Annotated in this window: 25 protein-coding genes; 22 read left to right on the top strand and 3 right to left on the bottom strand. The window is 58.2% G+C overall.

Going from position 1 to position 26,283, the window contains the following annotated elements; translation table 11 throughout:
• The first annotated feature begins 16 nt into the window (after positions 1 to 16).
• The 7 genes from HHL22_RS22950 to HHL22_RS22980 all read left to right on the top strand — a co-directional run bounded on the left by HHL22_RS22950 (position 17) and on the right by HHL22_RS22980 (position 7,588).
• Complete coding sequence (locus HHL22_RS22950) at positions 17 to 1,084, top strand: acyltransferase family protein (RefSeq protein ID WP_169533772.1); 1,068 nt, start codon at positions 17 to 19, stop codon at positions 1,082 to 1,084.
• Positions 1,085 to 1,088: 4 nt separating this feature from the next.
• Positions 1,089 to 2,252, top strand: coding sequence for a glycosyltransferase family 61 protein (locus HHL22_RS22955; protein ID WP_169533773.1), 1,164 nt, complete (start codon positions 1,089 to 1,091; stop codon positions 2,250 to 2,252).
• A gap of 105 nt (positions 2,253 to 2,357) precedes the next feature.
• Positions 2,358 to 3,608: a glycosyltransferase gene (locus HHL22_RS22960; RefSeq protein ID WP_169533774.1), complete on the top strand. Its 1,251-nt coding sequence runs from the start codon at positions 2,358 to 2,360 to the stop codon at positions 3,606 to 3,608.
• Between the two features lie 44 nt (positions 3,609 to 3,652).
• The gene (locus HHL22_RS22965; RefSeq protein WP_169533775.1) at positions 3,653 to 4,822 is read left to right on the top strand and encodes a glycosyltransferase family 4 protein; all 1,170 of its coding nucleotides are present in this window, start codon (positions 3,653 to 3,655) and stop codon (positions 4,820 to 4,822) included.
• Between the two features lie 5 nt (positions 4,823 to 4,827).
• Entirely contained in the window at positions 4,828 to 5,520 is a 693-nt protein-coding gene (locus HHL22_RS22970; protein ID WP_169533776.1) for a haloacid dehalogenase-like hydrolase, read from the top strand.
• Positions 5,521 to 5,533: 13 nt separating this feature from the next.
• Positions 5,534 to 6,304 carry a hypothetical protein gene (locus HHL22_RS22975; RefSeq protein ID WP_169533777.1) on the top strand — a complete coding sequence of 257 codons (771 nt, stop codon included), beginning with the start codon at positions 5,534 to 5,536 and terminating at the stop codon, positions 6,302 to 6,304.
• A gap of 147 nt (positions 6,305 to 6,451) precedes the next feature.
• Positions 6,452 to 7,588, top strand: coding sequence for an acyltransferase family protein (locus HHL22_RS22980; protein ID WP_169533778.1), 1,137 nt, complete (start codon positions 6,452 to 6,454; stop codon positions 7,586 to 7,588).
• A gap of 8 nt (positions 7,589 to 7,596) precedes the next feature.
• Here HHL22_RS22980 and HHL22_RS22985 read toward each other — a convergent pair whose 3' ends face one another.
• Both HHL22_RS22985 and HHL22_RS22990 read right to left on the bottom strand, forming a co-directional pair.
• Positions 7,597 to 8,958 carry a hypothetical protein gene (locus tag HHL22_RS22985; RefSeq protein ID WP_169533779.1) on the bottom strand — a complete coding sequence of 454 codons (1,362 nt, stop codon included), beginning with the start codon at positions 8,956 to 8,958 and terminating at the stop codon, positions 7,597 to 7,599.
• 12 nt (positions 8,959 to 8,970) lie between these two features.
• Positions 8,971 to 10,263: a tetratricopeptide repeat protein gene (locus HHL22_RS22990; protein ID WP_241738255.1), complete on the bottom strand. Its 1,293-nt coding sequence runs from the start codon at positions 10,261 to 10,263 to the stop codon at positions 8,971 to 8,973.
• A gap of 108 nt (positions 10,264 to 10,371) precedes the next feature.
• Here HHL22_RS22990 and HHL22_RS22995 point away from each other — a divergent pair, with 108 nt between their 5' ends.
• The 9 genes from HHL22_RS22995 to HHL22_RS23035 all read left to right on the top strand — a co-directional run bounded on the left by HHL22_RS22995 (position 10,372) and on the right by HHL22_RS23035 (position 19,470).
• The gene (locus tag HHL22_RS22995; protein ID WP_169533780.1) at positions 10,372 to 11,310 is read left to right on the top strand and encodes a M20/M25/M40 family metallo-hydrolase; all 939 of its coding nucleotides are present in this window, start codon (positions 10,372 to 10,374) and stop codon (positions 11,308 to 11,310) included.
• 62 nt (positions 11,311 to 11,372) lie between these two features.
• On the top strand, positions 11,373 to 12,437 hold the full coding sequence (locus HHL22_RS23000) for an NAD-dependent epimerase/dehydratase family protein (protein ID WP_169533781.1): 1,065 nt from the start codon (positions 11,373 to 11,375) through the stop codon (positions 12,435 to 12,437).
• 23 nt (positions 12,438 to 12,460) lie between these two features.
• On the top strand, positions 12,461 to 13,204 hold the full coding sequence (locus HHL22_RS23005) for a glycosyltransferase family 2 protein (protein ID WP_169533782.1): 744 nt from the start codon (positions 12,461 to 12,463) through the stop codon (positions 13,202 to 13,204).
• A gap of 141 nt (positions 13,205 to 13,345) precedes the next feature.
• Positions 13,346 to 15,556, top strand: coding sequence for a sodium-translocating pyrophosphatase (locus tag HHL22_RS23010; RefSeq protein ID WP_169533783.1), 2,211 nt, complete (start codon positions 13,346 to 13,348; stop codon positions 15,554 to 15,556).
• A 190-nt stretch (positions 15,557 to 15,746) separates the two neighbouring features.
• Entirely contained in the window at positions 15,747 to 16,286 is a 540-nt protein-coding gene (locus HHL22_RS23015; protein WP_169533784.1) for a phosphoribosyltransferase, read from the top strand.
• 90 nt (positions 16,287 to 16,376) lie between these two features.
• Positions 16,377 to 17,003: an adenylate kinase gene (locus HHL22_RS23020; protein WP_169533785.1), complete on the top strand. Its 627-nt coding sequence runs from the start codon at positions 16,377 to 16,379 to the stop codon at positions 17,001 to 17,003.
• Positions 17,004 to 17,156: 153 nt separating this feature from the next.
• Positions 17,157 to 18,152: a GTPase ObgE gene (gene obgE / locus HHL22_RS23025; protein ID WP_169533786.1), complete on the top strand. Its 996-nt coding sequence runs from the start codon at positions 17,157 to 17,159 to the stop codon at positions 18,150 to 18,152.
• A gap of 159 nt (positions 18,153 to 18,311) precedes the next feature.
• Entirely contained in the window at positions 18,312 to 18,869 is a 558-nt protein-coding gene (locus HHL22_RS23030) for a hypothetical protein (RefSeq protein ID WP_169533787.1), read from the top strand.
• Between the two features lie 13 nt (positions 18,870 to 18,882).
• Positions 18,883 to 19,470, top strand: a complete 588-nt coding sequence (locus HHL22_RS23035; RefSeq protein ID WP_169533788.1) for a hypothetical protein — start codon at positions 18,883 to 18,885, stop codon at positions 19,468 to 19,470.
• Between the two features lie 95 nt (positions 19,471 to 19,565).
• On the opposite strand, the gene HHL22_RS23040 is transcribed toward HHL22_RS23035, so the two are convergent.
• Complete coding sequence (locus tag HHL22_RS23040; RefSeq protein WP_169533789.1) at positions 19,566 to 20,144, bottom strand: hypothetical protein; 579 nt, start codon at positions 20,142 to 20,144, stop codon at positions 19,566 to 19,568.
• A gap of 140 nt (positions 20,145 to 20,284) precedes the next feature.
• On the opposite strand from HHL22_RS23040, the gene HHL22_RS23045 reads away from it, so the two are divergent.
• From HHL22_RS23045 to HHL22_RS23070, 6 genes are all read left to right on the top strand, one after another.
• Entirely contained in the window at positions 20,285 to 20,824 is a 540-nt protein-coding gene (locus tag HHL22_RS23045; RefSeq protein ID WP_169533790.1) for a nucleotide exchange factor GrpE, read from the top strand.
• Between the two features lie 122 nt (positions 20,825 to 20,946).
• Positions 20,947 to 22,092, top strand: coding sequence for a molecular chaperone DnaJ (dnaJ, locus tag HHL22_RS23050; RefSeq protein WP_169533791.1), 1,146 nt, complete (start codon positions 20,947 to 20,949; stop codon positions 22,090 to 22,092).
• Positions 22,093 to 22,416: 324 nt separating this feature from the next.
• Positions 22,417 to 22,938 carry an RNA polymerase sigma factor gene (locus HHL22_RS23055; RefSeq protein WP_169533792.1) on the top strand — a complete coding sequence of 174 codons (522 nt, stop codon included), beginning with the start codon at positions 22,417 to 22,419 and terminating at the stop codon, positions 22,936 to 22,938.
• A gap of 12 nt (positions 22,939 to 22,950) precedes the next feature.
• Positions 22,951 to 23,562: a hypothetical protein gene (locus tag HHL22_RS23060; RefSeq protein ID WP_169533793.1), complete on the top strand. Its 612-nt coding sequence runs from the start codon at positions 22,951 to 22,953 to the stop codon at positions 23,560 to 23,562.
• 112 nt (positions 23,563 to 23,674) lie between these two features.
• Positions 23,675 to 24,631, top strand: a complete 957-nt coding sequence (locus HHL22_RS23065; protein WP_169533794.1) for an ABC transporter ATP-binding protein — start codon at positions 23,675 to 23,677, stop codon at positions 24,629 to 24,631.
• A gap of 139 nt (positions 24,632 to 24,770) precedes the next feature.
• Positions 24,771 to 26,156, top strand: coding sequence for an ABC transporter permease (locus HHL22_RS23070; protein WP_169533795.1), 1,386 nt, complete (start codon positions 24,771 to 24,773; stop codon positions 26,154 to 26,156).
• Positions 26,157 to 26,283: the final 127 nt, after the last annotated feature.

Below are 26,283 nucleotides of genomic sequence, written 5' to 3' on the forward strand. Positions count from 1 at the left end.
ATAAAATAGGGTAGATATGAATGTTGCTACAATAGATACTAATCTAGGCAAGCCTAAGGCTAAGCCTCATTTATATTCTCTCGATTTACTGCGGGGTTTAGCAGCGCTTAGTGTTTGCTTGCTACATTTTACGTTTGGCGTGTTGCCTAGCTTAAAGAATACTGAGCTTACACTTTTTTTTTCGTGGGGCTACCTAGGGGTGGATATATTTTTTATTATATCTGGTTTTATTATACCCTATTCACTTGATCGAGGAAACTATCAATCCAATGAGTTTTTTTCTTTTATGGGTAAGCGGATGGTGCGAATTTGGCCTCCATCGTTTCTGATGATTATACTAACAGTAGGACAGCGATTATTTATTGATTTTGTGCTAAAGCACGAACGCATCTACACGGCTGACCTAACAGCTTTTCAGTTATTCACTAATATACTATACATTGTGCCATATACCTCAGCTAGGTGGCTCAATGGTATTTTATGGACGTTAGCAGTTGAGTTTCAGTTTTATATTCTTATCGGATTACTCTTTGGATGGTTGAAGCGAGGTATCGTGCCATTAATAATACTGGGGGGCATGTGTAACATGGTTAAATATTCTCCCTATTTGCATGATGTTCAATTCTTTGAATATAATAGTGTTTTTCTACTTGGTATATTGCTATGGCTGAAATTTAGGGAGCGGGTGAGTGATATGATTTTTTATTTATTTGCCTTAGTAGGATTAGTCTTGGTGTATGTGGAGATAAACTGGTTAGCAGCAATTTTTGCATTTGGCACTATATTTATTATTTTGTTTTTTAAAAAAAATATAATAATATTCAGTTTTTTAGGTAAAATATCTTATTCGCTTTATTTGCTCCATACAGTAGTGGGTACCACAGCCGAAGCGCTGTGGATAAGGTTTTTTTCAGTGCAGACGTTAGGTCAGAAAATAGCATTACTATTTTTTTGTGTATTGGTAACTGTGTTAGCCTCTTATGTTTTTTACCGTTTGGTGGAGGAGCCTTCAATGCGGCTTGCCGAAAGGCTATTTAAACGGAAGACTGTGGTAGTAGCCATACCAAGAGGCAAGGAGTTTTAAAAATATGCTAAAAAAATTATTTAAGAAACTACTGCCACGGGTGGTGCTCAACGCCGCGCACCGGCAGGTCAATCAGCTGCGCATTGCTACGGTAGATAAGCTGCTGTTTCCAGAGCGGGTGTTTAAGCCGCAGGAATTTATTATTCGGCGCGATGCCTACCCTTTTGCAGGAGTGGTCATTGCGACGAAAGCGCTAGAAGCGCGTCTGCAGCAGCAGATTGCTATCTGGCAGGAGTGGACGCAGGATGAGTACCTACTGGTGTATAATGAGCCGTGCCTGATTGAGCCACGCGCGGGTTGGGCCCTCACGGCCAACAATAGATTAATTTATCCTTCCCTAGGCTTCAGCCGGGCGGATTATCTGCGCAAGCCGGCGCTGGCCGCGCTGCGCATGCGCGACAAGCCAGCCGAGGAGTACGCGGAGTTGATTTCGCTGCGCGATACGGGCGAAGAGAATTATTACCACTTCTACAATGACGTGCTGACCAAGCTCTTCTTTTTAGAAGAGAAACTTGGGGTAGGGGCCGACGTACCAATTCTGATAGCGGCAACCTTGTATAAGCGAGCCTACTTTCAGTATTTTCGGCAGCACCCATATCTGCGCGACCGCACCTGGGTGGTACAGGACGAGCAGTACGTGCGCAGCCGCAAGACCTACTTCTGCAAGCCGCTCACGCACACTATAAGCTACTACGGCCGCATTCGGGAACTGGCACCGCCGGCCGATGTAGCGCGCACCGGCGCCGAGCGGCGGATTTTTATCACCCGTAGCCCCAAGCGGCTGCGCTACATTGAAAACGGTGCCGAGATTGAGCAGCTGTGCCGCGCGGCCGGACTGGAAGTGCTGGATTTTGACGAACTAACGCTGGCCGAGCAGATACATACGCTGGCTAATGCCCGCTACGTGGTAGGCATTCACGGGGCAGGGCTGGTGAATATGTTGTTTCGGGGCGGCAGACCCATGAGTCTGCTAGAGATATTTCCGCCGGGCGATTATTACCCGTTTCACTATATGCTAATGGCGGCCCAGCTAGGTTTTGCCTACGATGGCTTGGTAGGAAAAGCTAGCCCACAACGGTTTTCGGCGGGCTTCTACGTGCCACCCCAAGAGTTACAAACCCGCCTGCAGACTATGCTGACTGCTGGCCAGCAAAGGATAGCCCTGTAGCCAGAGAAATGGCTTTTGCTGGTAAGCGGCCGAAAAACTTAATTTAGAAACTGCGGGCGCCCCTGCAACAAACCACGAAATAAGCTGCTAAAGAGGCCAAAGTATATGCAAAAGCAACAACGAAAAAAGCTCTTGATGGTCATTCCTAACCTAGGGCTGGGAGGAGCGCAACGGGCTTTCCACGACCATAGCGTGGAACTGCAAAAGCGCTACGACGTGACCGAGGCAGTATTTAACCTTGATGAGCCGAACATCTACCCCAGTGGCAACCCGCTGGAAAACATGGAGGTGGCCGGGGGAGGTAATACGCTGGACAAAGCCTCTAACTTTTGGAAGCGGGTGCGACGGCTGCGGGCGCTAAAGCAAAAAACGCAGGCCGACGTGTGCATCAGCCATTTGGAAGGGGCTGACTACGTGAACCTGCTGAGCAAAGACAAGGAAAAGATTATTCTCCTGATACAGGGCTCGAAGGTGCATGACCGCAACATCAGCGGGCCGCTGGGCTGGCTGCGTAAGCAAGTGATGATGCCGGCGCTATACAGGCGGGCCGACCGCATTGTGACGGTGAGCCGCGATATTATGCCCGAGATTATCGATGCTTTCGGAGTGGAGGCCGGCAAGGTGCTCACCATTCATAACTCCTTTGAGGTGGAGCGGGTGTGGGGGCAGGCCCAGGAGCCACTGCCGGCCGATATGCAGGCCGTGTACGACGTGGCCCCAACGCTGGTGACTTCGGCACGGCTGGCCGTGCAGAAAAACCAGGCACCACTGCTACAGATTTTTGCCGATTTGCTCAAGCGCCGGCCGGCCAAGCTGGTATTCGTGGGCGATGGCGAGCTGCGCGACGAGCTAACCGGCAAAGCCCGGACGCTGGGCCTGCGCGTGTACGAAGTGTGGAAGCAGGAGCCGCTGACGCCTGACTACGACGTGTACTTTATGGGCTTGCAGCAAAACCCGTTCAAATTTATCCGGCCGGCCGACCTATTCGTGTTCCCATCGGGTTGGGAAGGGTTTCCACTGGCGCTGGGCGAAGCCATGATATGCGGAGCGGCTGTGGTGACGACGGATTGCCCCACCGGTCCCCGCGAAATGCTGTCGCCTACCACAGCCACACCCACCAATCCCATCCGCACGGCCGAGTGGGCCGAGTATGGCGTGCTAATGCCCATGCTGACGGAGGCTGATACCCTGCAGGCCGACGAGAAAGTGTGGACCGATACCATCGAGCAGCTGCTGACGGACCCGGCCGAGCGGCAGCGCCTAGGCCAGTTGGCGCGGCGGCGAATGGAAGACTTTACGCATAAAAAGATTTTTCAGCGCTGGGTGGAGCTAATCGAGCAGGTACTGGTTGAGTAGCGGCTGCTGTTATCGGAGGCTTGCCGGTACCTTTGCGCTTTGCTATGACTACTTCTGACTTGCCCGCCGCCCGCCGCATTCTTATAGTTGACAACTGCATCGCCGTAACCGGGGCGTTGAAAGCTATTCTGAATACTACGCGGGCGCTGCGAGCAGAGTACGGCGCGCAGTTCGATTTTGAGTTTGTGCTGCCGACCGGTACAGCGGCCCTGCCCACGGTAGCCGACGAGGGCTACGTGGTGCATACGCTGCCATTCGTAGAGATAAGCAAGCGGCCGGCTGACTTGCTGCGTTACGTGCCCGCCCTGGCAGCTAATGCCTGGCGGCTGCGCCGGCTGGCCCGGCAGCGGGGCGCGGCCCTGGTGCACCTCAACGATTTTTTCAACCTGACGGGCATAGTGGCGAAGTGGGCCGGTGGCCCTAAGCTACTGACGCACGTGCGGCTATTGCCCCAAAACTTTCCGGCCCCACTACGAAAGTTATGGATAGCAGCTGACACGCGCTACGCCGACCAGGTAGTATGCGTGTCGGAGGCCGTGCGAGCGGCGTTTCCGGCCGCGCCTCACGTAGAAGTGATAGGCGACCCACTACCTGAGCGCGAGCAGTACCCGCTGCCGGCGCCTGACGGCCCCGAGGGAAGGGCCTGCACCGGCGAACTGAAGCTGCTGTACTTAGCCAACTACATTCAGGGAAAAGGCCACGACTTTGCGGTCGAAGCCTTTGCGGGCGCCTATGCGCAAAACCCGCGCCTGCGGCTGCATTTTCACGGCGGCGATATGGGGCTGGAAAAAAACCGGATGTTTAAGCGGCGGCTGGAAGTGCGAGTGCGCGAGCTAGGCCTAACCGATGTGGTGCGTTTTGGCGGCTTCGTGCGCGATGTAGAGCAGGCTATCAAGTCGGCCGATATACTGCTAAATTTCTCGGAAACCGAAGCCTTTTCGCTGACGTGTTTCGACGCGCTGTTTTACGGTACGGCGCTAATAGCCTCGGATTGTGGAGGGCCGCGCGAGCTGTTTGAGCATGGGCACTCGGGGCTGCTAGTGCCTAACCGCGCCGTGCCGGCCATGACAGCCGCTATCGTAGAGTTGGCGGCCGACCCTACCAAGCGCGCCCGGTTCGCCGAGGCCGGCCGGGCCTATGTGCGGCACAAATTTTCTCCTGATGCTACTTACCGCAAATTGCGGGAAGTGTACCTAACGCTGCTAGCTGCCTGATGCCTATGCCGCCTCCCTTACCCGCCACCGACGTAGACATTTTTGTCTTCGACGTGTGCGACACGCTGTTTTACTCCAATACCACCTTCGACTACTTGCGGTATGTGTTGGCGCGGAAGGGGTGGCGCGGCCGACAGCAACTGCTGCGACTACTCACCGGGCGGTGGTCGCCCGTTTACCTAGCGCTGGCTACGTGGCAGAAACTCACTGGGGCCGATGCCACCAAGGCCGCAGCACTGCGGCTGCTGACTGGCCTGCCCAAGATAGAGCTGTATGACCTGGGAAAGCGCTTCCTAATGGAGTTTCTAGGTGAGCGGCGCATTGCCCCAACGCACGCGCTGCTGGCCGGGCTGGCCGGCGCCCGCCCGCGCGTGGTGCTGCTGTCGGCCAGCCTTGACCCTATCGTGGCCGCTATTGCGGATGCGCTAGGAGTAGAGTTTGTGTCGTCGGAGCTGGAATACAACGCGCAGGGGCGCAGTACCGGCCGGCTACGCCGCGAACTGGGGGGCCAGAAACACCACGCGCTGGCTGAACTAACCGGTTCCGACGACGCCCTCCGGCTGGCAGTAGCTACCGATAATTTTACCGACCGGGAGCTGGTAGCCAGGGCTGCCAGCCGCTACGTGGTAGTGCACCGCCCAGAGGCCAAGCGCTTTTGGCAAGACCTAACCCCCTATTTTATTGAGGCTTATACCTAATTAGCAGTAGCAGATGATGTTTTTACGCTTTTTACTTCCTTATACCTATTTCTACGGCAGCCGGGTAAAGCAGCTCAAATACAACCTGTATTACCTTATTATCGACTGGGCGGTGCCGTTGGCGGTGCTCATCTACTTTACGGGCTACGACTGGCGGGGGGGCCTAGGGCATTTCGCGCTGGCGTACCTGGCCTTTATTTCCATTTATGAAATTGGCTACCTAGGCAACGATGTATACAGCGTGCGCAAGGAGGCGAAGCCCCGGCGGCGGGTGAAAGACTTCGACCCTTCCGACGCGGTGGTGATGGCGTGGATTGGCGTGCGGCTGCTGGCTTTCGGGGCCATCAGCTGGCAACTGCGCGTGCTTAGCAATCCGCTGTGGCTGGCTTTTTACGCAGTGCTAGCGTTGTTTTTTTATCTGCACAACGCGTTGAATGACAAAGAGCTGAAGGTAATGACCTTTCTTAACCTGGCTTTCATGCGCTATCTGGCGCCAGTATTTATTTTCTTGAGTGCCGGCCAGTTGATGCTCATCGCGGCGCCAGTATTCCTGAATTACGTGTTTTATCGCACGCTGATGTATATGGATAGCAAAGACTTACTACATATGCCCAGTCGCCGAATGCCAGCTTATAAGGTCAATTATTACCTGTTGATTGGGGGAGTCAGCCTACTACTCTCATTGATGGGACACTCGTGGGTGCCCGCGCTCATTACTGGCTATTACTTATTGTTTTGGATGGCGGTGAAGCTAGCTGGCTTTCAGCCCCCTCAGGCTGACTGAAGAAGAACGAAATAAGCGGTAGAAAAGGGCCTGGCAGGACGCTTTAGGTTTACCAGTATGTAGCTCATTTATAAGCATAGCTTTATGTTTACCGCTCCTATTCAATCAGTTGCTACTGCGCCGCCCCATCAGCTTGCGGCTGCTCCATTGCGCTACCAGCAACTGGATATTTTGCACTGCCTGCGCGGCTTTTGCGCGCTTTACGTGGTAGTGTTCCACGCCAAGTTTATTCTTTGGGCAGGGGGGAGGCAGTACTTGGAAGCGCATCCTCGCGCTGCGTGGTCGATTGCCGACTACCTGCTGTTTGGTCTCGACCTGCTTAGTTCGGCGGGCTACCAGATGGTAATTTTCTTCTTTGTGCTGTCGGGATTTTTCATCCGCTATGCCCAGCATAAAAAGCACCGCTCGGCCGGCGCGTTCTACCTCAACCGCGTCGAGCGAATTTACCCGCCATTTATCACATCGCTGCTGCTGGCTGCTGGCGTACTCACGTTGCTAGCCACCCAAGTGCCACAAGTGCTGACTACTACCGCCAGCCGCGAGCTGAATACTACCCTCGCCCAGGCCTGGGCCGAGCTGCGGGCTTTCGACCTGGCCGGCGCGGTGCGAACCCTAGGGTTTGTGCGACTGGGCCAACACTTTCTGGGCGACAACGTGGTGTATTGGTCGCTACTGCCCGAAGGGCTTTTTTATTTACTGGTACCGTTGGCCCTGAGGTGGATACGCTGGTACTATGCGGCGTCGGTGGGGTTGTTCATAGTAGGGCTGTACCTCGACTGGCGGGACGTACAGGTAAATGAGTTAGCGCACTTCGCTGTAACATACAATGCCTATTTCGCGGCGGGCATTGCCCTGTATGATATAGTTATAACCACAACCTGGCTGACCAGGGTAGCCAAAATGCCGCGCTGGCTGATGCTACCCGGCCTAGGGGGGCTACTGCTGGGGCTGGTGGCCCTCAGCTTACTTAAGCTAACAACAGCTTCCACCGTAGTGGCGGGGGTACTGGCCGTGCTGGCGGTATCGGTGCTGCTGGCCGGACACATCAGGAGCCATAACCTGCTGGTGCGGGGATTGCACAAAATAGGCGAGTTCAGCTTTTCGCTTTATCTCTACCACTATCCCTTACTTCTGCTGTTTTACGCCGGGATAGTTTTATACACCGGTAAACTATTTATTTACAGCCGAATTTATTGGGGGATTCTACCAATTATTGTAGCCATTGCTTATGCGCTGTACTATGTTACGGAGCGCCCCAGTGTGAATTTCTTTCGCAGGCGGTGATATAGTTTTTAGCTATAAGCCAGGCGCCGGATACTTCGCGCCGCAAGTCCCTTGCGGCCGGAGTGGGATTTCTGGGTAAGCTGCAATTGGCGCATAATAAACAACGCGCCTAGGTAGAAGGGCATCAGCGGAATTTTGTAGCGAACCAAGGTGCCGAAATTGCCGCTATTAGTGCCCACTCCAATGGCCAGTACAATGGCAAAAATGAAGCAAAACGTCAAAATTGGCTGCGAGGCAATAAGCTGAAAGCTTTTGACTATACCTGTTCGAAATAATAAAGTAATAGTCAGGTATAAAAAATACGTGGCTTCTAAAGCCGACAAGAGCATAACGGGGTTGCGGGCCTCGAATAAAAAAGGGCGAAAGATGCTGACGATAATGGCTTGCGGTGCCACCTTTATGAGTGAACTAGCTGAACCATCCAGAACGCCAATATTGTAAGCCGAGCCATTGCTAACCTGAGTGGTGAGGTAAGCAGCGTTAATCTTTGTGCGCTCACCTATCTTATTTACGTCATATTTTTCATCACCCGCAGTAAGCCGGGTAGCCCCCAAGTAGGCAGCGCCTAAGCCAAATACTATAAACAGCGGGCGGGCTAAATTGCGCGCTAGGGAAGAGCGAATCTTTTGATTGTATTCATTAAATACCCAGAATAGTGCGGGTGGCAAAAAGGATAAGAGGATATAGATTTTCAAGTGCGATAAAAAGTAGATGCCAATAGCGCCGGTCAGTAACGAGCGTGCAACGTGCTGCCTAAGAATAATACCGTAGTAAAAGCCGTAGAAAACCCAGCCTAGGGCCCCGATGCACAAAGAGTCTTTCATAAGGCCAGAACCCCAGAAAAAGACTGAAGGAAGGAAAAAAACGGCAATTGCTAATTCCTTATAAGCTGCGGGCGAGATACGAACGAATGCAGTATACATCGCCCACATGCCACTGAAACTTGCAACGGCAAAGCAAAGCGCAACAACCGTATAAGTATCAAAACAAAGTAAACTAAAAAAGCCGCTAATTTTAATAACAAAAAACTCGGTAGGCGCGCTAAACCAATTTATTTGTGATGCATATTTAGCTATTTCAGGAGTGTATTTGCCGCTGGAATTAAACAGCAGCGCCAGGCCAGCAGCGGGTTCCTCTGTTAAAGCCTGATAAACTGCCTTGCTTTGGTTGAAGTAGTTATAGGTGTCGCCACCAGTGTAGTAAAATTGGTAAATCAATCCCAATCCTATAGCGCCGATAAACTTGACCGTAAGGGCTGGGATAAAATATTTCTTAGTATAGCTGTTAGTGAACCGGGGGCGCACGGCATAGGCCAGCGCATAAAACAATCCTAAATACAAAGGAGTCAAGAAGAGGTCCTGTAATTCCATAGCTGCTCGTAATTACGCCTTATTCTTCTTAAGCCACGCCTTGGCTTCCCTATACTGGTCCGACTTGCGGTCGGCTTTGTCGGCCACTACATTGAAGTAGCGGCGGGCGGCGGCATTATCGTGCTCGGCGGCGGCGATTTTGGCCAGGCTGTTGTTGGCAAAGAGGAAGTAGCCACCGTCGGTATCGCCGTTGCTTTCGGCAAAGACGATGCAGCGCTGGTAGTAATCCTTAGCCTTGGCCACGTCCTTATATTTATACTGCGCGAGGTAGCCTAGGTAGTAGCTGGCGTAGCGGCCGCTAGTAGCTTCGTAGCCGGGCATGCCCGCGTTGAGCTTGGTGAGAATGTCGCGGCTGACGCGCTCGCACTCGTCGAACTCGCCTTTCTGGAAGCAAAGCAGGCCGTAGAAGCGGGCGAAATAGCCGTTATCGGGATAGCGCAGGGCTAGGCGGCGGGCAATGGGAAAAGCCTGGGCCGATTGGTGCTCGTCGTTGTAGAGAATTTTCATAAGAAAATTCTCGGCTTCTATCTTGGTGTAAAAGCCGTTATCGGCCACCTGGCGCAGCTGGCGCAGGCCCTCCTGCTTGCTGCCCTTAGGAAAGAATAGGAGCACCGGTCGCAGCAGGGGGTAGTTTTCGGAAATCCAGGGGGAGTAATAATTGATGAGGGCCTCCCCAAATAAAAACTCGGGGCTGAGGCCGTTGGCTTCGCGGCTTTTTTGCAGGTAGGTGAGCGCTCGCCGCCCGTTGAACGTGGCGCGCGCCCAGTTGTGGCGCTCGGAGTTGAGGCGGCCACTGAAACCATTGGCCGCGGCCAGGAAGAAGTATGCCTCGTAGTTGTGCGGGTCGGCCTTCACGAGGCGCTCGCTGTACGTATTGGCCGTGTCCATGTAGGCGTAGAACAGCCGGTCGTACTCGGTAGCGTGGAAGTTGGTAGGGTAGATTTTCCACCAGGTGCTCAGGCCCAGCAAAAAGTAGGGCATGGGGTGGTGGGGGTAGCGGCGACGCAGCGAGCGAAATTGCTTTTCGGCCTTGTCGTACTTGCAGTTGTAGAGGTTCTGCACGGCGCCATCCAGTTCCAGCTGAATGTCCTTATCCAGCAGCAGCCAGCCGCTGTAGTCCACGGCGCCGGGCAGCACCTGCAGCGTATCGAGGGCCACGGTGGGCATGGGCGGCACCTCAACGCTCCGCAGGTGAATGGTGGTATCGCGCGGGGCGGGGGTGGGCTGCTGGGCGTGGCTTAGCAGCGGCAAAACCAGCGGCAGCCACAGCAACAGCCAAAAACGAATAACTAAGCGAGCAGCCAAAGCAGAAGAAAGCCCCCGGCCGGCCCTGGGTGGACCCGCCTCAGCTTGGCGAAAATACGGCAGCGACGGTAGCTTTGGCCGGTAAGCCGCCGAAGCGGCGCTAAGGGTATGCATTTACTGAAGACACTGTGTGCGTTTCCGGCCCCCTCGGGCGAGGAAGCCGGCCTCACGCAATTTGTGCTGGACTACGTGCGCGAGCACGGGCCGGGCTGGCGCCAGCCGCCGCTGGTGGTACACGACGAAAACCGCCTGCAAGACTGCCTGGTACTGGTATTTGGGCAGCCGCGCACCGCCGTCTTTACCCACCTCGATAGCATCGGCTTCATGGTGCGCTACGGGCGCGGGCTGGTGCCCATTGGCGGGCCCGAAACCGAAATCGGCTACCAGCTGGTGGGGGAGGATGCGCAAGGAAAAATAGCGTGCACGCTGGCCGTGACGAAAACCGAGGATGAGGACGGAGACGAAACCGAAGCCCTAGGCTATGAGTTCAGCCGCGCGGTGGCGCCGGGCACCAGCCTCACGTTTGCCTGCGACTTTCGCGAAACCGACACCACCGTGCAGAGCTGCTACCTCGACAACCGCCTAGGGCTGTGGGTGGCCCTAAAGCTGGCCGAAACCTTGGAGCACGGCATCCTGGCGTTCTCGTGCGGCGAGGAGCACGGCGGCGGCTCGGTGCCTTACCTAGCGCGCTTTATTTATGAGCAGTACGGCGTGCGGCAGGCTCTTATCTGCGACATTACCTGGGCTAGCGAGGGCGTGCGGCCGGGGCAGGGCTGCGCCATCTCCCGGCGCGACTCGGCCATTCCGCGCCGCAGCTACGTTGAGCGCATTCGGCGCCTGGCCGAGGCGGCCGGCGTGCCCTACCAGCTGGAAGTGGAGGAGCACGGCGGCTCGGATGGCCGGGAGCTGCAGCGCGCCGACGTGGCCTGGGACTGGTGCTTTGTGGGGGCGCCCGAAGAAAACGTGCATACCCCCCACGAGCTAGTGCACAAAGCCGACATTGCCAGTATGCTGGCCCTTTACCAGGTGCTGCTGCGCGAGCTGTAGGCGGCGGCCGCCCAGCCAGTCGGCGTATCTTTGTGGGTAAATACCGTAGCAACTAGTTAGTAGTGAAGTCCTTACTTATTACCGGCGGCGCTGGCTTCGTCGGCTCGGCGCTGGCCCTGCAATTCAAGCAAAACCACCCCGACTGCCGCGTCATTGCCTTCGACAACCTGAAGCGGCGCGGCTCGGAGCTGAACCTGCCGCGCTTGCGGGCGGCGGGCGTCGAGTTTGTGCACGGCGACGTGCGCGCCAAGGAGGATTTTGATGCGCTGCCGCCCGTGGAGGCGCTCATCGAGGCGTCGGCCGAGCCGTCGGTGCTGGCGGGCCTTACCTCGGCGCCCGACTACTTGATTAATACCAACCTGGGTGGCACCGTCAATTGCCTCAACTATGCTCGGCAGCACGGCGCGGCGTTCATCTTTCTGTCAACCAGCCGCATCTATCCCATCAACCAAATTGAGCAGATACGCCTAGAGGAAACCGCCACCCGGTTTGAAATCAGCGCCGAGCAGGCCCTAGGGGGGGTGTCGCTCGCCGGGCTGGCCGAAGGCTTTCCGCTCGAGGGCTACCGCTCGCTCTACGGCGCTACCAAGCTGTGCTCGGAATACCTGATTCAGGAATATCACCATTTTTACGGCCTGCGCACCGTTATCAATCGCTGCGGCGTGCTGGCCGGGCCCTGGCAAATGGGCAAGGTCGACCAGGGGGTGGTGGTGCTGTGGGTGGCGCGCCACTTCTGGCAGCAGCCGCTGGGCTACTTTGGCTTTGGGGGCACCGGCAAGCAGGTGCGCGACGTGCTGCACATCGACGACTTGTTTGACTTGGTGGAGTACCAGCTGCAGCACCTGGGGCAGGTAAATGGCCACACCCTGAACGTGGGCGGCGGCCGCGGCACCAGCGTGAGCTTGCAGGAGCTGACGGCCCTGTGCCAGCGCGTGACGGGCCACACGGTGCCCATCAGCTCGCAAGCCGAGAACCGGCAGGCCGACATTGCCCTCTACCTCACCGACAATTCCCGCGTGACGGCCCTGACGGGCTGGCAGCCCCGGCGCTCGGTTGAGCAGCTGGTGGAAGACGTGTATGGCTGGCTGCGTGCCCACGAGGCGCAGCTGAAGCCCATTCTGGCCTAGGGCCCTTTTTTCGCCTTTTTGCCATGAAACTGAGCGTCGTTATTCCGGCCTACAACGAGGCCGAAAGCATCGCCGAAACGCTGCGCGCGCTCTACGCCACGCTGGTAGCCGAGCAGATTGACCACGAGATTGTGGTGACCAACGATAACTCCAAGGACGATACCCTAGGGCAGCTGCAGGCGCTCAGCCGCGAGCTACCCACCCTGCGCTACTACACCAACCCCGGCCCCAACGGCTTTGGCTACGCCGTGCGCTACGGCCTGGAGCGCTACCAGGGCGACTGCGTGGCCGTGATGATGGCCGACCTCTCGGACGACCCCGCCGATTTGGTGCGCTTCTACCGCAAGCTGCTCGAGGGCTACGACTGCGTATTTGGCAGCCGCTGGGGGCGCGGCGGGCGCGTGGTAGACTACCCGGTGCACAAGAAGCTGCTCAACCGCGTGGCCAATACGCTGGTAAAGACGGTGTTCCGCTTGCGATACAACGACTGCACCAACGCGTTTAAGCTCTACCGCCGCCACACCATGGAAGGCCTCAAACCTTTTTTGTCGCCGCATTTCAATCTTACCCTGGAGCTGCCGCTCAAAGCCATCGTGCGGGGCTACAGCTACGCCGTGCTGCCCAACTCCTGGACCAATCGTAAATACGGCGAGTCGAAGCTGAAAATCAAGGAGATGGGTAGCCGCTACTTCTTCATTATGCTATATTGCCTCATCGAGAAGTACTTCTCGCGGGGCGATTTTCGCAAAGCGCGGCCGGGCGAATAGTATGGGCCCAGCCCCCAATCGTTGCCGAGGGCTAGGGCAGTAGCTAAAGGATAGGGTTTTTTAGGGGAAAAAATTGTTTTCTGGTCGGTAAATGCGCTTACATTTACCGCCTAACTCTTTCCCACTCAACCCTTACGGCTTATGACGCCATTCCTCTACGCGGTGCCCGCGCTGGGCCTGTTTGCTTTACTCTATACCTGGGTGCGCGCCGGCTGGGTGGCCCGCCAAGACGCCGGCAGCGAGCACATGCGCACCATTGCCGGCTACATCGCCGACGGGGCCATTGCCTTCCTCAAGGCCGAGTACAAGGTGCTGGCGCTGTTTGCGCTCATTGCCAGCTTGTTTCTGGGCTACCTGGGCTTCACCGGCGAGCGGTCCAGCCCCATTATCATCATCGCGTTTCTAATTGGAGCGGTGTTTTCGGCTACGGCGGGCTTTATCGGCATGAAAATCGCCACCCAGGCCAACGTGCGCACGGCGCAGGCGGCGCGCACCTCGCTTACGCAGGCGCTCAACGTGTCGTTTTCGGGCGGCTCGGTAATGGGCATGGGCGTGGCCGGGCTGGCGGTGCTGGGCCTAGGGTCGCTATTCATCGTATTCTACAAGCTGTTCGTGCCGAGCATGCTAGCCACCGGCCCCGAGATGGAAAAGGCCCTGGAAGTGCTCACCGGCTTCTCGCTCGGGGCCGAAAGCATTGCGCTGTTTGCCCGCGTGGGCGGCGGCATCTACACCAAAGCGGCTGACGTGGGCGCCGACCTCGTGGGCAAGGTGGAGGCCGGCATTCCGGAGGATGACCCGCGCAACCCGGCCACCATTGCCGACAACGTGGGCGACAACGTGGGCGACGTGGCTGGCATGGGCGCCGACTTGTTCGGCTCCTACGTAGCTACCATCTTGGCTACCATGGTGCTGGGCCGCGAGGTGCAGCTGGGTAACGCCGATAAGTTCGGCGGCCTCTCGCCCATTTTGCTGCCCATGGCCATTGCCGGCCTGGGCATTGTGGCCTCGCTGGTGGGCATCTTGTCGGTGCGGGTGAAGGAGGGCGGCAGCGTGCAGGGCGCCCTCAACCTGGGCAACTACATTTCGGTGGTGGTGTCGGGCATCTTCTCGTATGTCTTGATAAAGTGGATGTTGCCGGCGGGTGACATTACTATCCGCGGCAATACGTTCGACGCCAACCACATCTTTTATGCCGTGGTGGTGGGCCTAGGGGTGGGTACGCTCATGAGCATCATCACCGAGTACTACACGGCTATGGGCAAGCGCCCGGTGAGCAGCATTGTGCAGCAAAGCAGCACCGGCCACGCTACCACCGTGATTGGGGGGCTGGCCGTGGGCATGGAAAGCACGGTGCTGCCCATCCTGGTGCTGGCGGGCGGCATTATCCTGAGTTTTCAGTTTGCGGGCCTCTACGGCGTGGCCATTGCGGCGGCCGGTATGATGGCCACCACGGCCATGCAGCTGGCCATCGACGCCTTCGGGCCCATTGCCGACAACGCGGGCGGCATTGCCGAAATGAGCGAGCTGCCCAAGGAAGTGCGCGAGCGCACCGATATCCTGGATGCCGTGGGCAATACCACGGCCGCTACCGGTAAGGGCTTCGCCATTGCCTCGGCGGCGCTCACTTCCCTAGCCCTGTTTGCGGCCTTTATGGGCACGGCCCACATCGACGTCATCGACATTTCGAACGCGCGCGTGCTGGCTGGGCTGTTCGTGGGCGCCATGGTACCGTTCATTTTCTCGGCGCTGGCCATTACGGCGGTGGGCCAGGCGGCCATGGCGATGGTGCAGGAAGTGCGCCGCCAGTTTCGCGAGATACCAGGCATTATGGAGGGCACCGGGCGGCCCGAGTATGAGAAGTGCGTGGCCATCAGCACCGAGGCCGCCATTCGGAAGATGGTGCTGCCGGGTGCCATTGCGCTGCTCTCGCCTATTATTATTGGTTTCATCTTTGGCCCCGAGGTGCTGGGCGGCACGCTGGCCGGCGTCACGGTGAGCGGCGTGCTCATGGCTATGTTCCAAAGCAACGCCGGCGGCGCCTGGGACAATGCCAAAAAGTCGTTCGAGAAGGGCGTGCTAGTAAATGGCAAGATGGAGTTTAAGGGCTCCGACGCCCACAAAGCCAGCGTAACCGGCGACACCGTGGGCGACCCCTTCAAGGATACCAGCGGCCCGAGCATGAACATTCTCATCAAGCTCATGAGCATCGTGTCGCTCGTCATTGCCCCGCACATTGCCCGGCTGGTTCCCGCCGAGCGCGGCATGGCCCGGCCGCAACTGCAACGGCCGGAGCGGATGGCGCCGCCTGCGCCCGCCGCACGAACTGTTTACGCGAGCATAAGTGGCCTATAGGGCGGCTAGCCAGCGGTCAGCCGTGCCCTGGGCCCGCCCCCGAGCCTAGGGCCAATGCGCACGCAAAAGCCCGCCCGCCGCCCGCGTAGTCAGTCCGCTTTAGCGGGCGTATCGGCGCCATCCGTTACATCCGTTAAATCTGCGGTCTATCTTTGCAGCCCCTTTGGCCCTAGGCCGCTTATTTACCTGCATGGGTCATTCCCTGATTACGCTCCACGACAAGTCGTTTCGGCCCTACCTGTCGGCCACCGAGATTAGCGCGGCCATCGACCGCCTGGCCGAGCGCCTTAACGCCGACTACGCCGGCCGCCGGCCGCTGTTCGTGGTGGTGCTCACGGGCGGCTTCATGTTTGCCACCGACCTGCTGAAGCGCTTTGCCGGCGAGTGCGAAATCGTGTTTATCCGCGTGGCCTCCTACGAAGGCACCGGCAGCACGGGCCAGGTGCAGGAAATAATGGGCCTGCGCGAAGACGTGCATGGGCGCGACATCATTCTGGTGGAAGACATCGTGGATACGGGTACCACCCTGAACCACCTGCTGCCCACGCTGCAAGCCAACCAGCCCGCCTCCATCGAAATAGCGGCCATGTTTTTCAAGCCGGCCAGCCTACGCTACCCGTTGGCCCTGAACTATATTGCCTTAGAAATCCCCAACGACTTCGTGGTGGGCTACGGCCTCGACTACGACGGCCTGGGCCGCAACCTGCCTGACGTGTACGTGGCGGCCTAGGCGCTTGCTAGCCGGCGCGTCAACCACCAAAGCTTCCACCCCATGCGCTGCCGCGGCCTGCCGTGGTGCTCACGCTGTTCTTTTATCACCATGCACAATATCGTTCTCTTCGGCCCGCCCGGCGCGGGCAAAGGCACGCAAAGCCAGAAGCTTATCGCCAAGTACCACCTGGTGCACCTGAGTACCGGCGACCTGCTGCGGGCCCAAATTGCCGAAGGTACCGAGCTGGGCCTGCGCGCCAAAAAGCTGATGGACGAAGGCCTGCTGGTGCCCGACGAAGTGGTTATTGGTATGATTGGCCATGCCCTGGAGAAAAATAAAGCCGCCGCCGGCTTCATCTTCGACGGCTTTCCGCGCACCGTGGCCCAGGCCGAGAGCCTCGACAAATTGCTAGCTGGTCACAGCACCGGCGTGGCTTCGATGGTGGCGCTCGAAGTAGGGGAGGAGGAGCTAGTGAAGCGCCTGCTGGAGCGCGGCAAAACCAGCGGCCGAACCGACGACCAGGACGAAAGCAGGATTCGGCGCCGCGTGCAGGTCTACAACACCGAAACCGCCCAGGTAGCTGGCCACTACGCCAGCCAAGGTAAGTTCCACTCTCTCAACGGCATCGGCGAGATTGAAGACATCTTCGGCCAGATTTCGGCCATCATCGACCGCCACAAGCCCAGCACCGACCAGGACGTGCCGGCCGCCGCTACCAAGGAGGTGAAAGCGTAGGGGCATTTACTGCCTATATAATGTGCAAGAACGTCATGCTGAGCTTGCCGAAGCATCTCGCTTGGTGTCGTTGGGGCATCCCCCGGTGGCGCAGCAGAGATGCTTCGGCAAGCTCAGCATGACGTTCTTTTTTATCGACTTAATTTTCAAGAAGTGGCTAATAACAACTTCATCGACTACGTCAAAATCACCTGCCGCTCGGGCAAGGGTGGGGCGGGCTCGCACCACTTCTTCCGGGCTAAGGGCCTGCCCAACGGTGGCCCCGACGGCGGCGACGGCGGCCGCGGCGGCCACATTATTCTGGAAGGCAGCTCGCAGCTCTGGACGCTGCTGCACCTGCAATACCGCAAGCACCTGTTTGCCCAGGACGGGCAGGGCGGCGGCGAAAACCTGCGCACCGGCGCCCAGGGCGAAGATATTGTTATTCAGGTGCCCCTAGGCACGGTGGCCCGCGATGCCGAAACCGGTGAAGTGAAGCTGGAAATAACCGAGGAAGGCCAGCGCCTCATCCTCACGCCCGGCGGGCGCGGCGGCCTGGGCAACGACCACTTCAAGTCGGCCACCAACCAGGCGCCGCAGTATGCGCAGCCCGGCGAGCCCGGCATCGAGGAGCAGGTGATTTTGGAGCTGAAGCTACTGGCCGACGTGGGCCTGGTGGGCTTCCCTAACGCCGGCAAAAGCACGCTGCTTTCGGTGGTGAGCGCGGCCAAGCCCAAGATTGCCGACTACGCCTTCACCACGCTGGTGCCCAACCTAGGGGTAGTCGCTTATCGCGACTACCAGTCGTTCGTGATGGCTGATATTCCCGGCATCATCGAAGGTGCGGCCGAGGGCAAGGGCCTAGGGACCCGGTTTCTGCGTCACATTGAACGCAACTCCATGCTGCTCTTTATGATAAGCTGCGACAGTCCCGACATCGCCGCTGAGTACCGCATTTTGCTGGGCGAGCTGGAGCAGCACAACCCCGACCTGCTCGACAAGAAGCGCCTGCTGGCCATCAGCAAGTCCGACATGCTGGACGAGGAGCTGGAAACCGAAATGCGCGCCTCGCTGCCGTCCGATGTGCCACCCACCATCTTCATTTCTAGCATTACTGGCAAGAACATTCAGCCGCTGAAGGATATGATTTGGCGGGCGCTGCATAGTTAGGCAGCGGCGCCAAAGTCTTGCGAGGAACAGGCTATTTGGTTAATAGTCAGCTTCTGCATGGGTCACGCACGCGCTAGCTGAAGTCTGATAGCAACCATTTTGAGCTTGCGTGAATCAAGGTAATGCCTGAGCTTTAACTCGCACTAACCTGACGCCACGATGAAGCACTTGTACTTGCTGCTATGCTTACTGCCATTGGGCAGCCTAGCCCAGAATGCGCCCGCTTGGGGCGGTGGCGTGGGCGTCGGCAACGGCGTGGAGGTGCACGCGGGGCGGCAGCAGCGGGGCTGGCTGGCGCTGGCGCGGGTGCGCTACCGCTGGTGGCGGCCCGGCTCGGGCCCGGGGTCCAGCTTTCTGGATGACGTAAACACGAAGTCGCGGCAGCTGGAAGTGGCTGCCATGGCCGGCTACGGCGTGCCGCTGGGCCGCACGCTGCTCTACGGCGGCACCGGCCTGAGCTACCTCTACGGCCGGCACCTGGGCGACTGCCGCTACACGGCCGCCTACAGTGGCCTCGTCGGTTCGCGCACCTACTACTACGCTTACCGCGACTACCAGGCCCTAGGGCTGCCGCTGGAAATAGGCTGGCTATCGCCGCCGCGCCAGCAGGCCCGCCTCGGACTGGCCTTTCAAGCCAATTTCAACCCCGAGCGCACGCTTTTCGGCGGAATGCTCACGCTCTGGCTCGGCCACTTTGGCGATACCGTTACCCCTTAACCACGCCCGCACCGTGCGCATTTCTATTCTGTATGGCCAAGGGCTGGCGCTACTGGCGCTGGCCGGCTGCCGCCTCACCTCCACCGAGGTGGAGCCGGCCTTGCCCACCGGCCGCTTCAATAGCAGCTCCACGGTCGTGTACCGTGCCAATGGCAGCCCCGTGGTAGCCAATAACTCGGCCGATATTGGCACGTTTATCGTCGCGCTTTTTGGGGCCAAGCTGCCCGTAACGGCGACGCTAGCTGGCGATAGTACGCTGACTATTCGCGCCATCGACAGCCGAAATCAACCTGATGGCTATCCGCAACACGATTTGACTTTACAAGTCAGCAAGTTTCGGGGGTCGGGTACCTATGCGCTGCAAGTAGGGCGCTACTACAGCGGCACGATGTACCAGGAGTACGCAGCCACGCCCACCGGCTTAGTAGCGCAAGCGCCGCAGTCCCCTATCGCTGGGGCCGTCAATCAGCTGACCATCACTGCCTGGGACCCGGCGCAGCGCACCTTGCAAGGCACTTTCGAGCTATTGGCAGTGGCCCCCAGCAACGCGCAGCTGACAACCGCCATCACGGCCGGCAGCCTCGACGTAGATGTGGAGTAGTGGGCCGGTGTGCCGCCTACTATCTTTATTTTCAGCATTACTGGCAAAAAAATCTAGCCGCTGAAGGATATAATTTGGTGGGCGCTGTATAAATGCTAACTAAAAGAAGGCTTGCGCAGAGTGTATACAAAGCCAAAATCACGCATTGCTTGCTGGCTAACAGGATTTTCTGCTAACAAACCGTCTTCATCGTAGTCCCAGCCCGGCGAACCCACTAACATTACTAATGCATTCGCTTTAATCGCATGAGTACAAGCCTGGCGAAGCAGGAAGCTAAAGTGCTGTTCATCTGGCGTTGAATCAAATGCTGCGGGTAGTGTCTGGGGTGTGAAAACCGCCAGACTATCGCCGCGCTTATTATCTGCATAGACCGGTGCACCCAATGATTTGACAGCGGCTGGAAATGGCGACCAGCGAAGTGCTAGCGTTACCGGCGCGATAGGCACGAAAACAGTTGGAATCAACTCCTCATTACTGGCAACTCCTTCAGCAGCTACCGCTTGTTCTTCTACATCAAACTGTAATGACATGGCAGATTGAGCCTCGTCGGCATCCCGAGCGTAGAGGTTGCTAGTGTCATGTAGCACTAGCAGCCAATAAGCAAAGGTATCGTTCCAAGCCTCGTATCTAGCCTGCTGATTAAGGGTAGTAAAATCTAGATGAAGCGATTGCATGGATGCTGTGAAATTGGTTAGCTGAAGTAGCTTTCGTGCCAACTTGTCACCCCTAGGGCCTTTGGCCTACTCCTTGTCCCTGACGGGCTGCCCGTATGGGAAATTCTTTCGCTAGCAAATTCCGCCATTTTTTCCAGAAAATGACTGACGACAATAACACCCAACCCACCGACCAGCCGCTGACCGACAGTGCCGCTGACCAGGCCGCCACCTCCGACGCCAATGCCGTGAGCGAGGACAATACGACTAGCAGCGAGCTGGCCGACCTCAAAGACAAGTACTTGCGCCTGGCCGCCGAGTTTGAGAACTACAAGCGCCGCACCACCAAAGAGCGCGCCGACCTCTTCAAAACCGCTAATCAGGAGCTAATGGTGGCCTTGCTGCCCGTTATCGACGACTTCGACCGTGCCCGGCAGCACACGCAAGGCGTAGTCGACCCTGCTGCGCTGCAAAATGCGTTGGACATTACCTATAACAAACTCACTAAAACCTTGCAGCAGAAGGGCCTAGCCCCCATGAATGCTAAAGGTGGCGACTTCGACGCTGAGCTGCACGAGGCCATCACGCAGATTCCGGCGCCGAGCGACGAATTGCGCGGCAAGATTGTTGAGGAGATTGAAAAAGGGTATTACCTGGGCGATAAAGTCATTCGCCACGCCAAGGTGGTACTGGGGCAGTAAGCACTATGTATTTCTGTCATTGCGAGCCCTAGCGAAGCAATCGCACCAGAACGATAGCATCAAATCTCGTTCTGGTGCGATTACTTCGCTAGGGCTCGCAATGACATTATAATTCTACTAAAATGGCAACCGTAAAGCGCGATTATTACGAAGTATTAGGGGTGGCCCGCAACGCGGAAGGCGACGTGATTAAGTCGTCGTACCGCAAGCTGGCGATTAAATATCACCCGGATAAAAACCCCGACGACCCTACGGCCGAGGACAAGTTTAAGGAGGCGGCCGAGGCTTACGAGGTGCTGAGCGACAGCGACAAGCGCGCGCGCTACGACCGCTTTGGCCACCAGGGCGTGGGTGGCGCCGGCAGCGGCGGCGGCCCGAGCATGGAGGATATCTTCTCGCAGTTTGGCGACATCTTCGGCGGCGGCGGCGGCTTCGAAGGCTTCTTTGGCGGCGGGCAGCGCGGCGGCCGGCGTGTGAAGAAAGGCTCCAACCTGCGCATCAAGCTGAAGCTCGACCTGGAGGAAATCGCCAACGGCGTTGAGAAAAAAATTAAGGTGAAGCGCTACGTGGCCTGCCAACCCTGCAGCGGCACGGGCGCCAAAAACGGCACCGAGCTGAAAACCTGCGCCACCTGCCAGGGCACCGGCCAGCAAAAGCGCGTGGTGAACACCATGCTGGGCCAGATGGTGAGCAGTAGCACCTGCCCCACCTGCAACGGCGAGGGCAAAACCATCAGCACGACCTGCGACGTGTGCAAGGGGGAGGGCCGGCAGCTGCACGAGGAAGTGATTCCGATAAACATTCCGGCGGGCGTGGCCAATGACATGCAGCTGAGCATGAGCGGCAAAGGTAACTTCCCCGAGCGCGGCGGCGTGCCTGGCGACCTGCTGATTCAGATTGAGGAGGAGCCGCACGAGTTCCTGAAGCGCGACGGCAACAACATCATGTTCGAGCAGTATATCTCGTTCGTGGATGCGGCCCTAGGCACTAAATTGGAGGTGCCCACCATCGAGGGCAAGGTGAAGATTACGGTGGACCCCGGCACCCAGCCCGGCAAAATACTGCGCCTGCGCGGCAAGGGCATTAAGGACCTGAATGGCTACGGCCGCGGCGACCAGCTCATCCACCTCAACGTGTGGACGCCCAAGCACGTGAGTAACCAGGAGCGCGAGCTGCTGGAGAAGCTGCGCGACTCGGAGAACTTCGCCCCGCACCCCGGCAAAAACGAGAAGGGTTTCTTTGAGAAGGTAAAAGAGTACTTCGCTTAATCGCAGATTTAACGGATTCAACGGATTTCGCGGATACGGCGCTGTCGCGCCTGACTACGCGATGTAGAGAGAAGGCTGCCCTAGGGCAGCCTTTTTTTGTGTTGCTAGCTGCAGTTATCTGGATGGCAAGGAGTTACTGAGTGCTCTGGCACATTTCATCCAGACGGCCGCAGCTTCTAGCTAGCAGCAGTAAGGATTATTAACTATATGATAGTCAAGAAATTTAGCGCCGTATCTGCGAAATCCGTTAAATCCGTTAAATCTGCGATGTAATGATACCTTGCTGGCGGCGAATAACTCCCTGACATCACCGCCTGCTGCCCCATGCCTACTGCTACGCCCTCGCCTGACTTTGTGGCGGCTTTGCGCGAGTACCAGCCCCTGGTGCGGCGCGTGTGCCGGCTCTACTGCCAGGATGCCGACGACCGGCAGGACTTATTTCAGGAAATAGTGCTGCAGCTGTGGCGGGCCTGGCCGCGCTACGTGCCCCAGCCCGATGCCAAGCTCAGCACCTGGCTCTATCGCATTGCCCTGAACGTGGCCATCAGCAACCTGCGCCAGCGCACGCGCCGCCCGGCGCGGGTGGGACTGGACGACGACGCGGCCCGCTCGCTGGCGCAGCCCACCGAGAGCAGCGCCTACGAACCCGAAGAAATGGCGGCTCTCTACGCGGCCATCAACCGCCTTTCGGACGTGGACAAAGCCTTCGTACTGCTGTACCTGGAGGACCGGCCCTACGACGAAATGGCCGACATCCTGGGCATTACCCAAAACAACGTGCGCGTGAAAATGCACCGCGTGCAGGAGCGCCTGCGCCGCCTGCTGGTGCCCGCGTCTACTCATTAACTACTTGTATTTATGGAACTTGATGATTTGCGCCGCCAGTGGCAGCAGTCCGAGCCGGCGCCGCCCGCCAGCTTAGCGCACATGCTAGGCAAAGCTCCCCTAGGGCTTATTGAGCGGATGCGCCGCAACGCCTGGGCCGAGATTATCGCCGCTCCGGTATTTGTCTTGCTGCCGCTGCTGCTGCTGCCGGGGGGGCTCTTTCGATGGCTATATATAGGGGTGATGGTGGTGCTGGTGGCCATCATGGGAGCGTATTATGCCCGGCAGCTGCGGCTGCTGCGGCAGATGGAGCAGGCCGAAGTGAGCATCAAAGGCCACTTGCAGGTGCTGTGCGCGGGGCTGCGCCAGTTGCTACTTTTCTACTACCGTCTCACCATCTGGACGGGCCCGCTGACGCTGCTAGTGGTGCTGGGCTATTACCTGGGGCACGAGCTGGCGCGCGCCGCCGGGCCCCGCTGGCCACTAATAGGCTACGTGGCTGGGGCAACGCTACTGCTGGGGGTGCTTTTTCAGCTAGGGGTCATTCGCTTCACGCATTGGTACCTGCAGCGCCTCTACGGCCGCCACCTCGACCGGCTCGAAAGCCAGCTGCGCGAGCTGAACGAGGGCGAGCTGACCACTTAAGTACCCATTTTCACTGCCTGGGAGCCGTTTGAGGCCGCTTGGAGGCCTAGGGCGGCGGCTGGTTGCGCCGGGCCACTACTTTTACACCACACCTTACTTGTTGCCAATGGCTATGGCTTCTCCTTCAACCCCCATCCTGGAAGTGCGCGATGTGCGTAAGCAGTATGCTCAGCACACGGCCCTGGCCGGCGTCAGCCTGAGCGTGCCGGCCCAGAGCGTGTTTGGCCTGCTAGGGCCCAACGGCGCGGGCAAAACCTCGCTCATCCGCATCATCACCCAGATTACGGCCGCCGACGCGGGCGAGGTCTTTTTTCGGGGCGAGAAGCTGAATCCCAGCCACATCGCCCACATCGGCTACCTGCCCGAGGAGCGCGGCCTCTACAAAAAGATGCAGGTGGGCGAGCAGCTCATCTACCTGGCCCAGCTGCGCGGCCTGAGCCGGGCCGATGCCGTGCAGCGCATCAAGAAGTGGCTGGAGCGCTTCGAGATAAAAGACTGGGCCAAGAAGAACGTGGAAGACCTCTCGAAGGGCATGCAGCAGAAGGTGCAGTTCGTGGCCACGGTGCTGCACGAGCCCAGCCTAATTATCCTCGACGAACCCTTTTCGGGTTTCGACCCCATCAACGCCAACCTGGTGAAGGACGAGATTCTGCGGCTCAAGCAGGAGGGCGCGGCCATCATCTTCTCGACGCACCGCATGGAGTCGGTGGAGGAAATGTGCGACAGCATTGCCCTTATCAACCGCGCCCACAAGGTGCTGGACGGGCCGGTGAAGCTCATTCGCAATCAGTTTAAGACCAATACGTTTGAGGTAGAGGGCCAGGGCCGCCTGCTGGTGGTGCACCCCGACTTTGAGGTGGTGGAGCAGCAGGAGCGCGAAAATGGCTTTTTCTACGCCCGCATTCAGCTGCACGCCCGCACTACGCCCAACGACCTGCTGCGCTACCTCATTGGGCCCGGCGCGGTGGAGGTGCATCGCTTTCAGGAGCAGATTCCGAGCATCGGGGAAATCTTTATCCGCCGCGTGCGCGAAACCATGCCCGAAACGCTGGTAGAGGAAACGGCCTAGGGCCCTCGCAAGCATAAAAACAGGCGGTCATGCTGAGCGAAGCCGAAGCATCTCTGCCACCACATTGAACGATTCACAAACTGCGCGGTAGAGATGCTTCAACTTCGCTCAGCATGACCGCCTTCTTGCTAATAACTATATGACTTCCAAGTTTTTACTCGTTGCCAAGCGCGAATACCTGACGCGGGTGCGCAAGCGGGCCTTTGTGGTGCTCACGCTGCTGGTGCCGGTGCTCATCGCCGCCTTTGGCATTGTGGTGGGCAAAATTGCCCTCAGCGACTCGTCGGCCGAGGTGATAGACGTGCGCGACGACAGCGGCCTTAATATTGCCCGGCGCCTGACGCAGGGCTCGACGGCCAAGCTGCAGTTTCTGCCCGTCACCGGTTCGCTGGCGGAGGCCAAGAAGGCGTTTCAGCGCGATAAGCACGCCGGCTTGCTGTACTTGCCGGCCGGCATCGACCCGAAAGACCCCAAGGGCGTGCAATTTTTCGGTCTCGGCAACGTGAGCCTCGATAAGGAGTTGCGCGTGAAAGCGGCCGTGACTGATGCCTTCGCCGAGTTGAAGATGCAGCAGGTGGGCCTCTCGCAAACCCAGCTCGACCAGCTGCGCGCCAAAGTAGACCTGAACGCGGTGAGCATGGACGAGGCCGGCCACGAAAAAGGCAGCAATTCGGGCGTGACGACGGGCGTGGCCTCGTTTCTGGCCGTGGCCATTTACATTTTCATCTTCCTCTACGGCATGCAGGTGATGCGCGGGATAGGGGAGGAGAAGTCGAGCCGCGTGATGGAAGTGATGCTGTCGTCGGTGAAGCCCTTTGACCTTATGATGGGCAAGGTGCTGGGCATTGCGGCGGTGGGCCTCACGCAGTTTCTGCTGTGGGGGCTGCTCTCCTATGGGGCCACGGCCGTGGTGGCGCCGCTGTTTGTGGGCAACGCGGCCCGCACCGAGGTGGCCGCCCGCCCCCGCGCCACGGCCGAGCCCGATGATGTGAAATCGGCCATGAACAGCGCTACGGGCTCTATGGGCCAGTCGGCCAACCCGGCCCAGCGCATGAACCTGGTGGGCAAGGCGCTGGATGAGGTGAAGAAGCTCGACATTCCCATCTGGACCATCGTGTTTGGCTTCCTGGCGTACTTCCTAGGGGGGTATTTGCTCTACGGGGCGCTGTTCGGGGCCGTGGGTGCGGCCGTGGACGACCAGACCGATACCCAGCAGTTCATGTTCCCGATTACGATGCCGCTGCTGCTGAGCTACATCCTGGGCTTCTCGGTGGTGCTGCGCAACCCCGACGGGCCGGTGGCTTTCTGGATGTCGATGATACCCTTTACCTCGCCGGTGTCGATGGTGATTCGGCTGCCGTTTGGAGTGCCGGGCTGGCAGCTGGCGCTGTCGCTGGGGCTGCTGGTGCTGGGCTTCGTGGGCACGGTGTGGGTGGCGGCGCGCATCTACCGGGTGGGTATTTTGATGTACGGCAAGAAGGTCAGCTACAAGGAGCTGAGCAAGTGGATGTTTTACAAGGGCTAGGGGGCCTAGGGGCTGCTTGAGGTAGAAAGAAAAAAAGAACGTCAGGCGGAGCTTGTCGAAGCATCTCTGCCGCTTCGTTGTTGTTGACTCAAGCAACGAAGCGGCAGAGATGCTTCGACAAGCTCCG

The organism is Hymenobacter polaris (assembly GCF_012927305.1).
GTDB lineage: Bacteria > Bacteroidota > Bacteroidia > Cytophagales > Hymenobacteraceae > Hymenobacter > Hymenobacter polaris.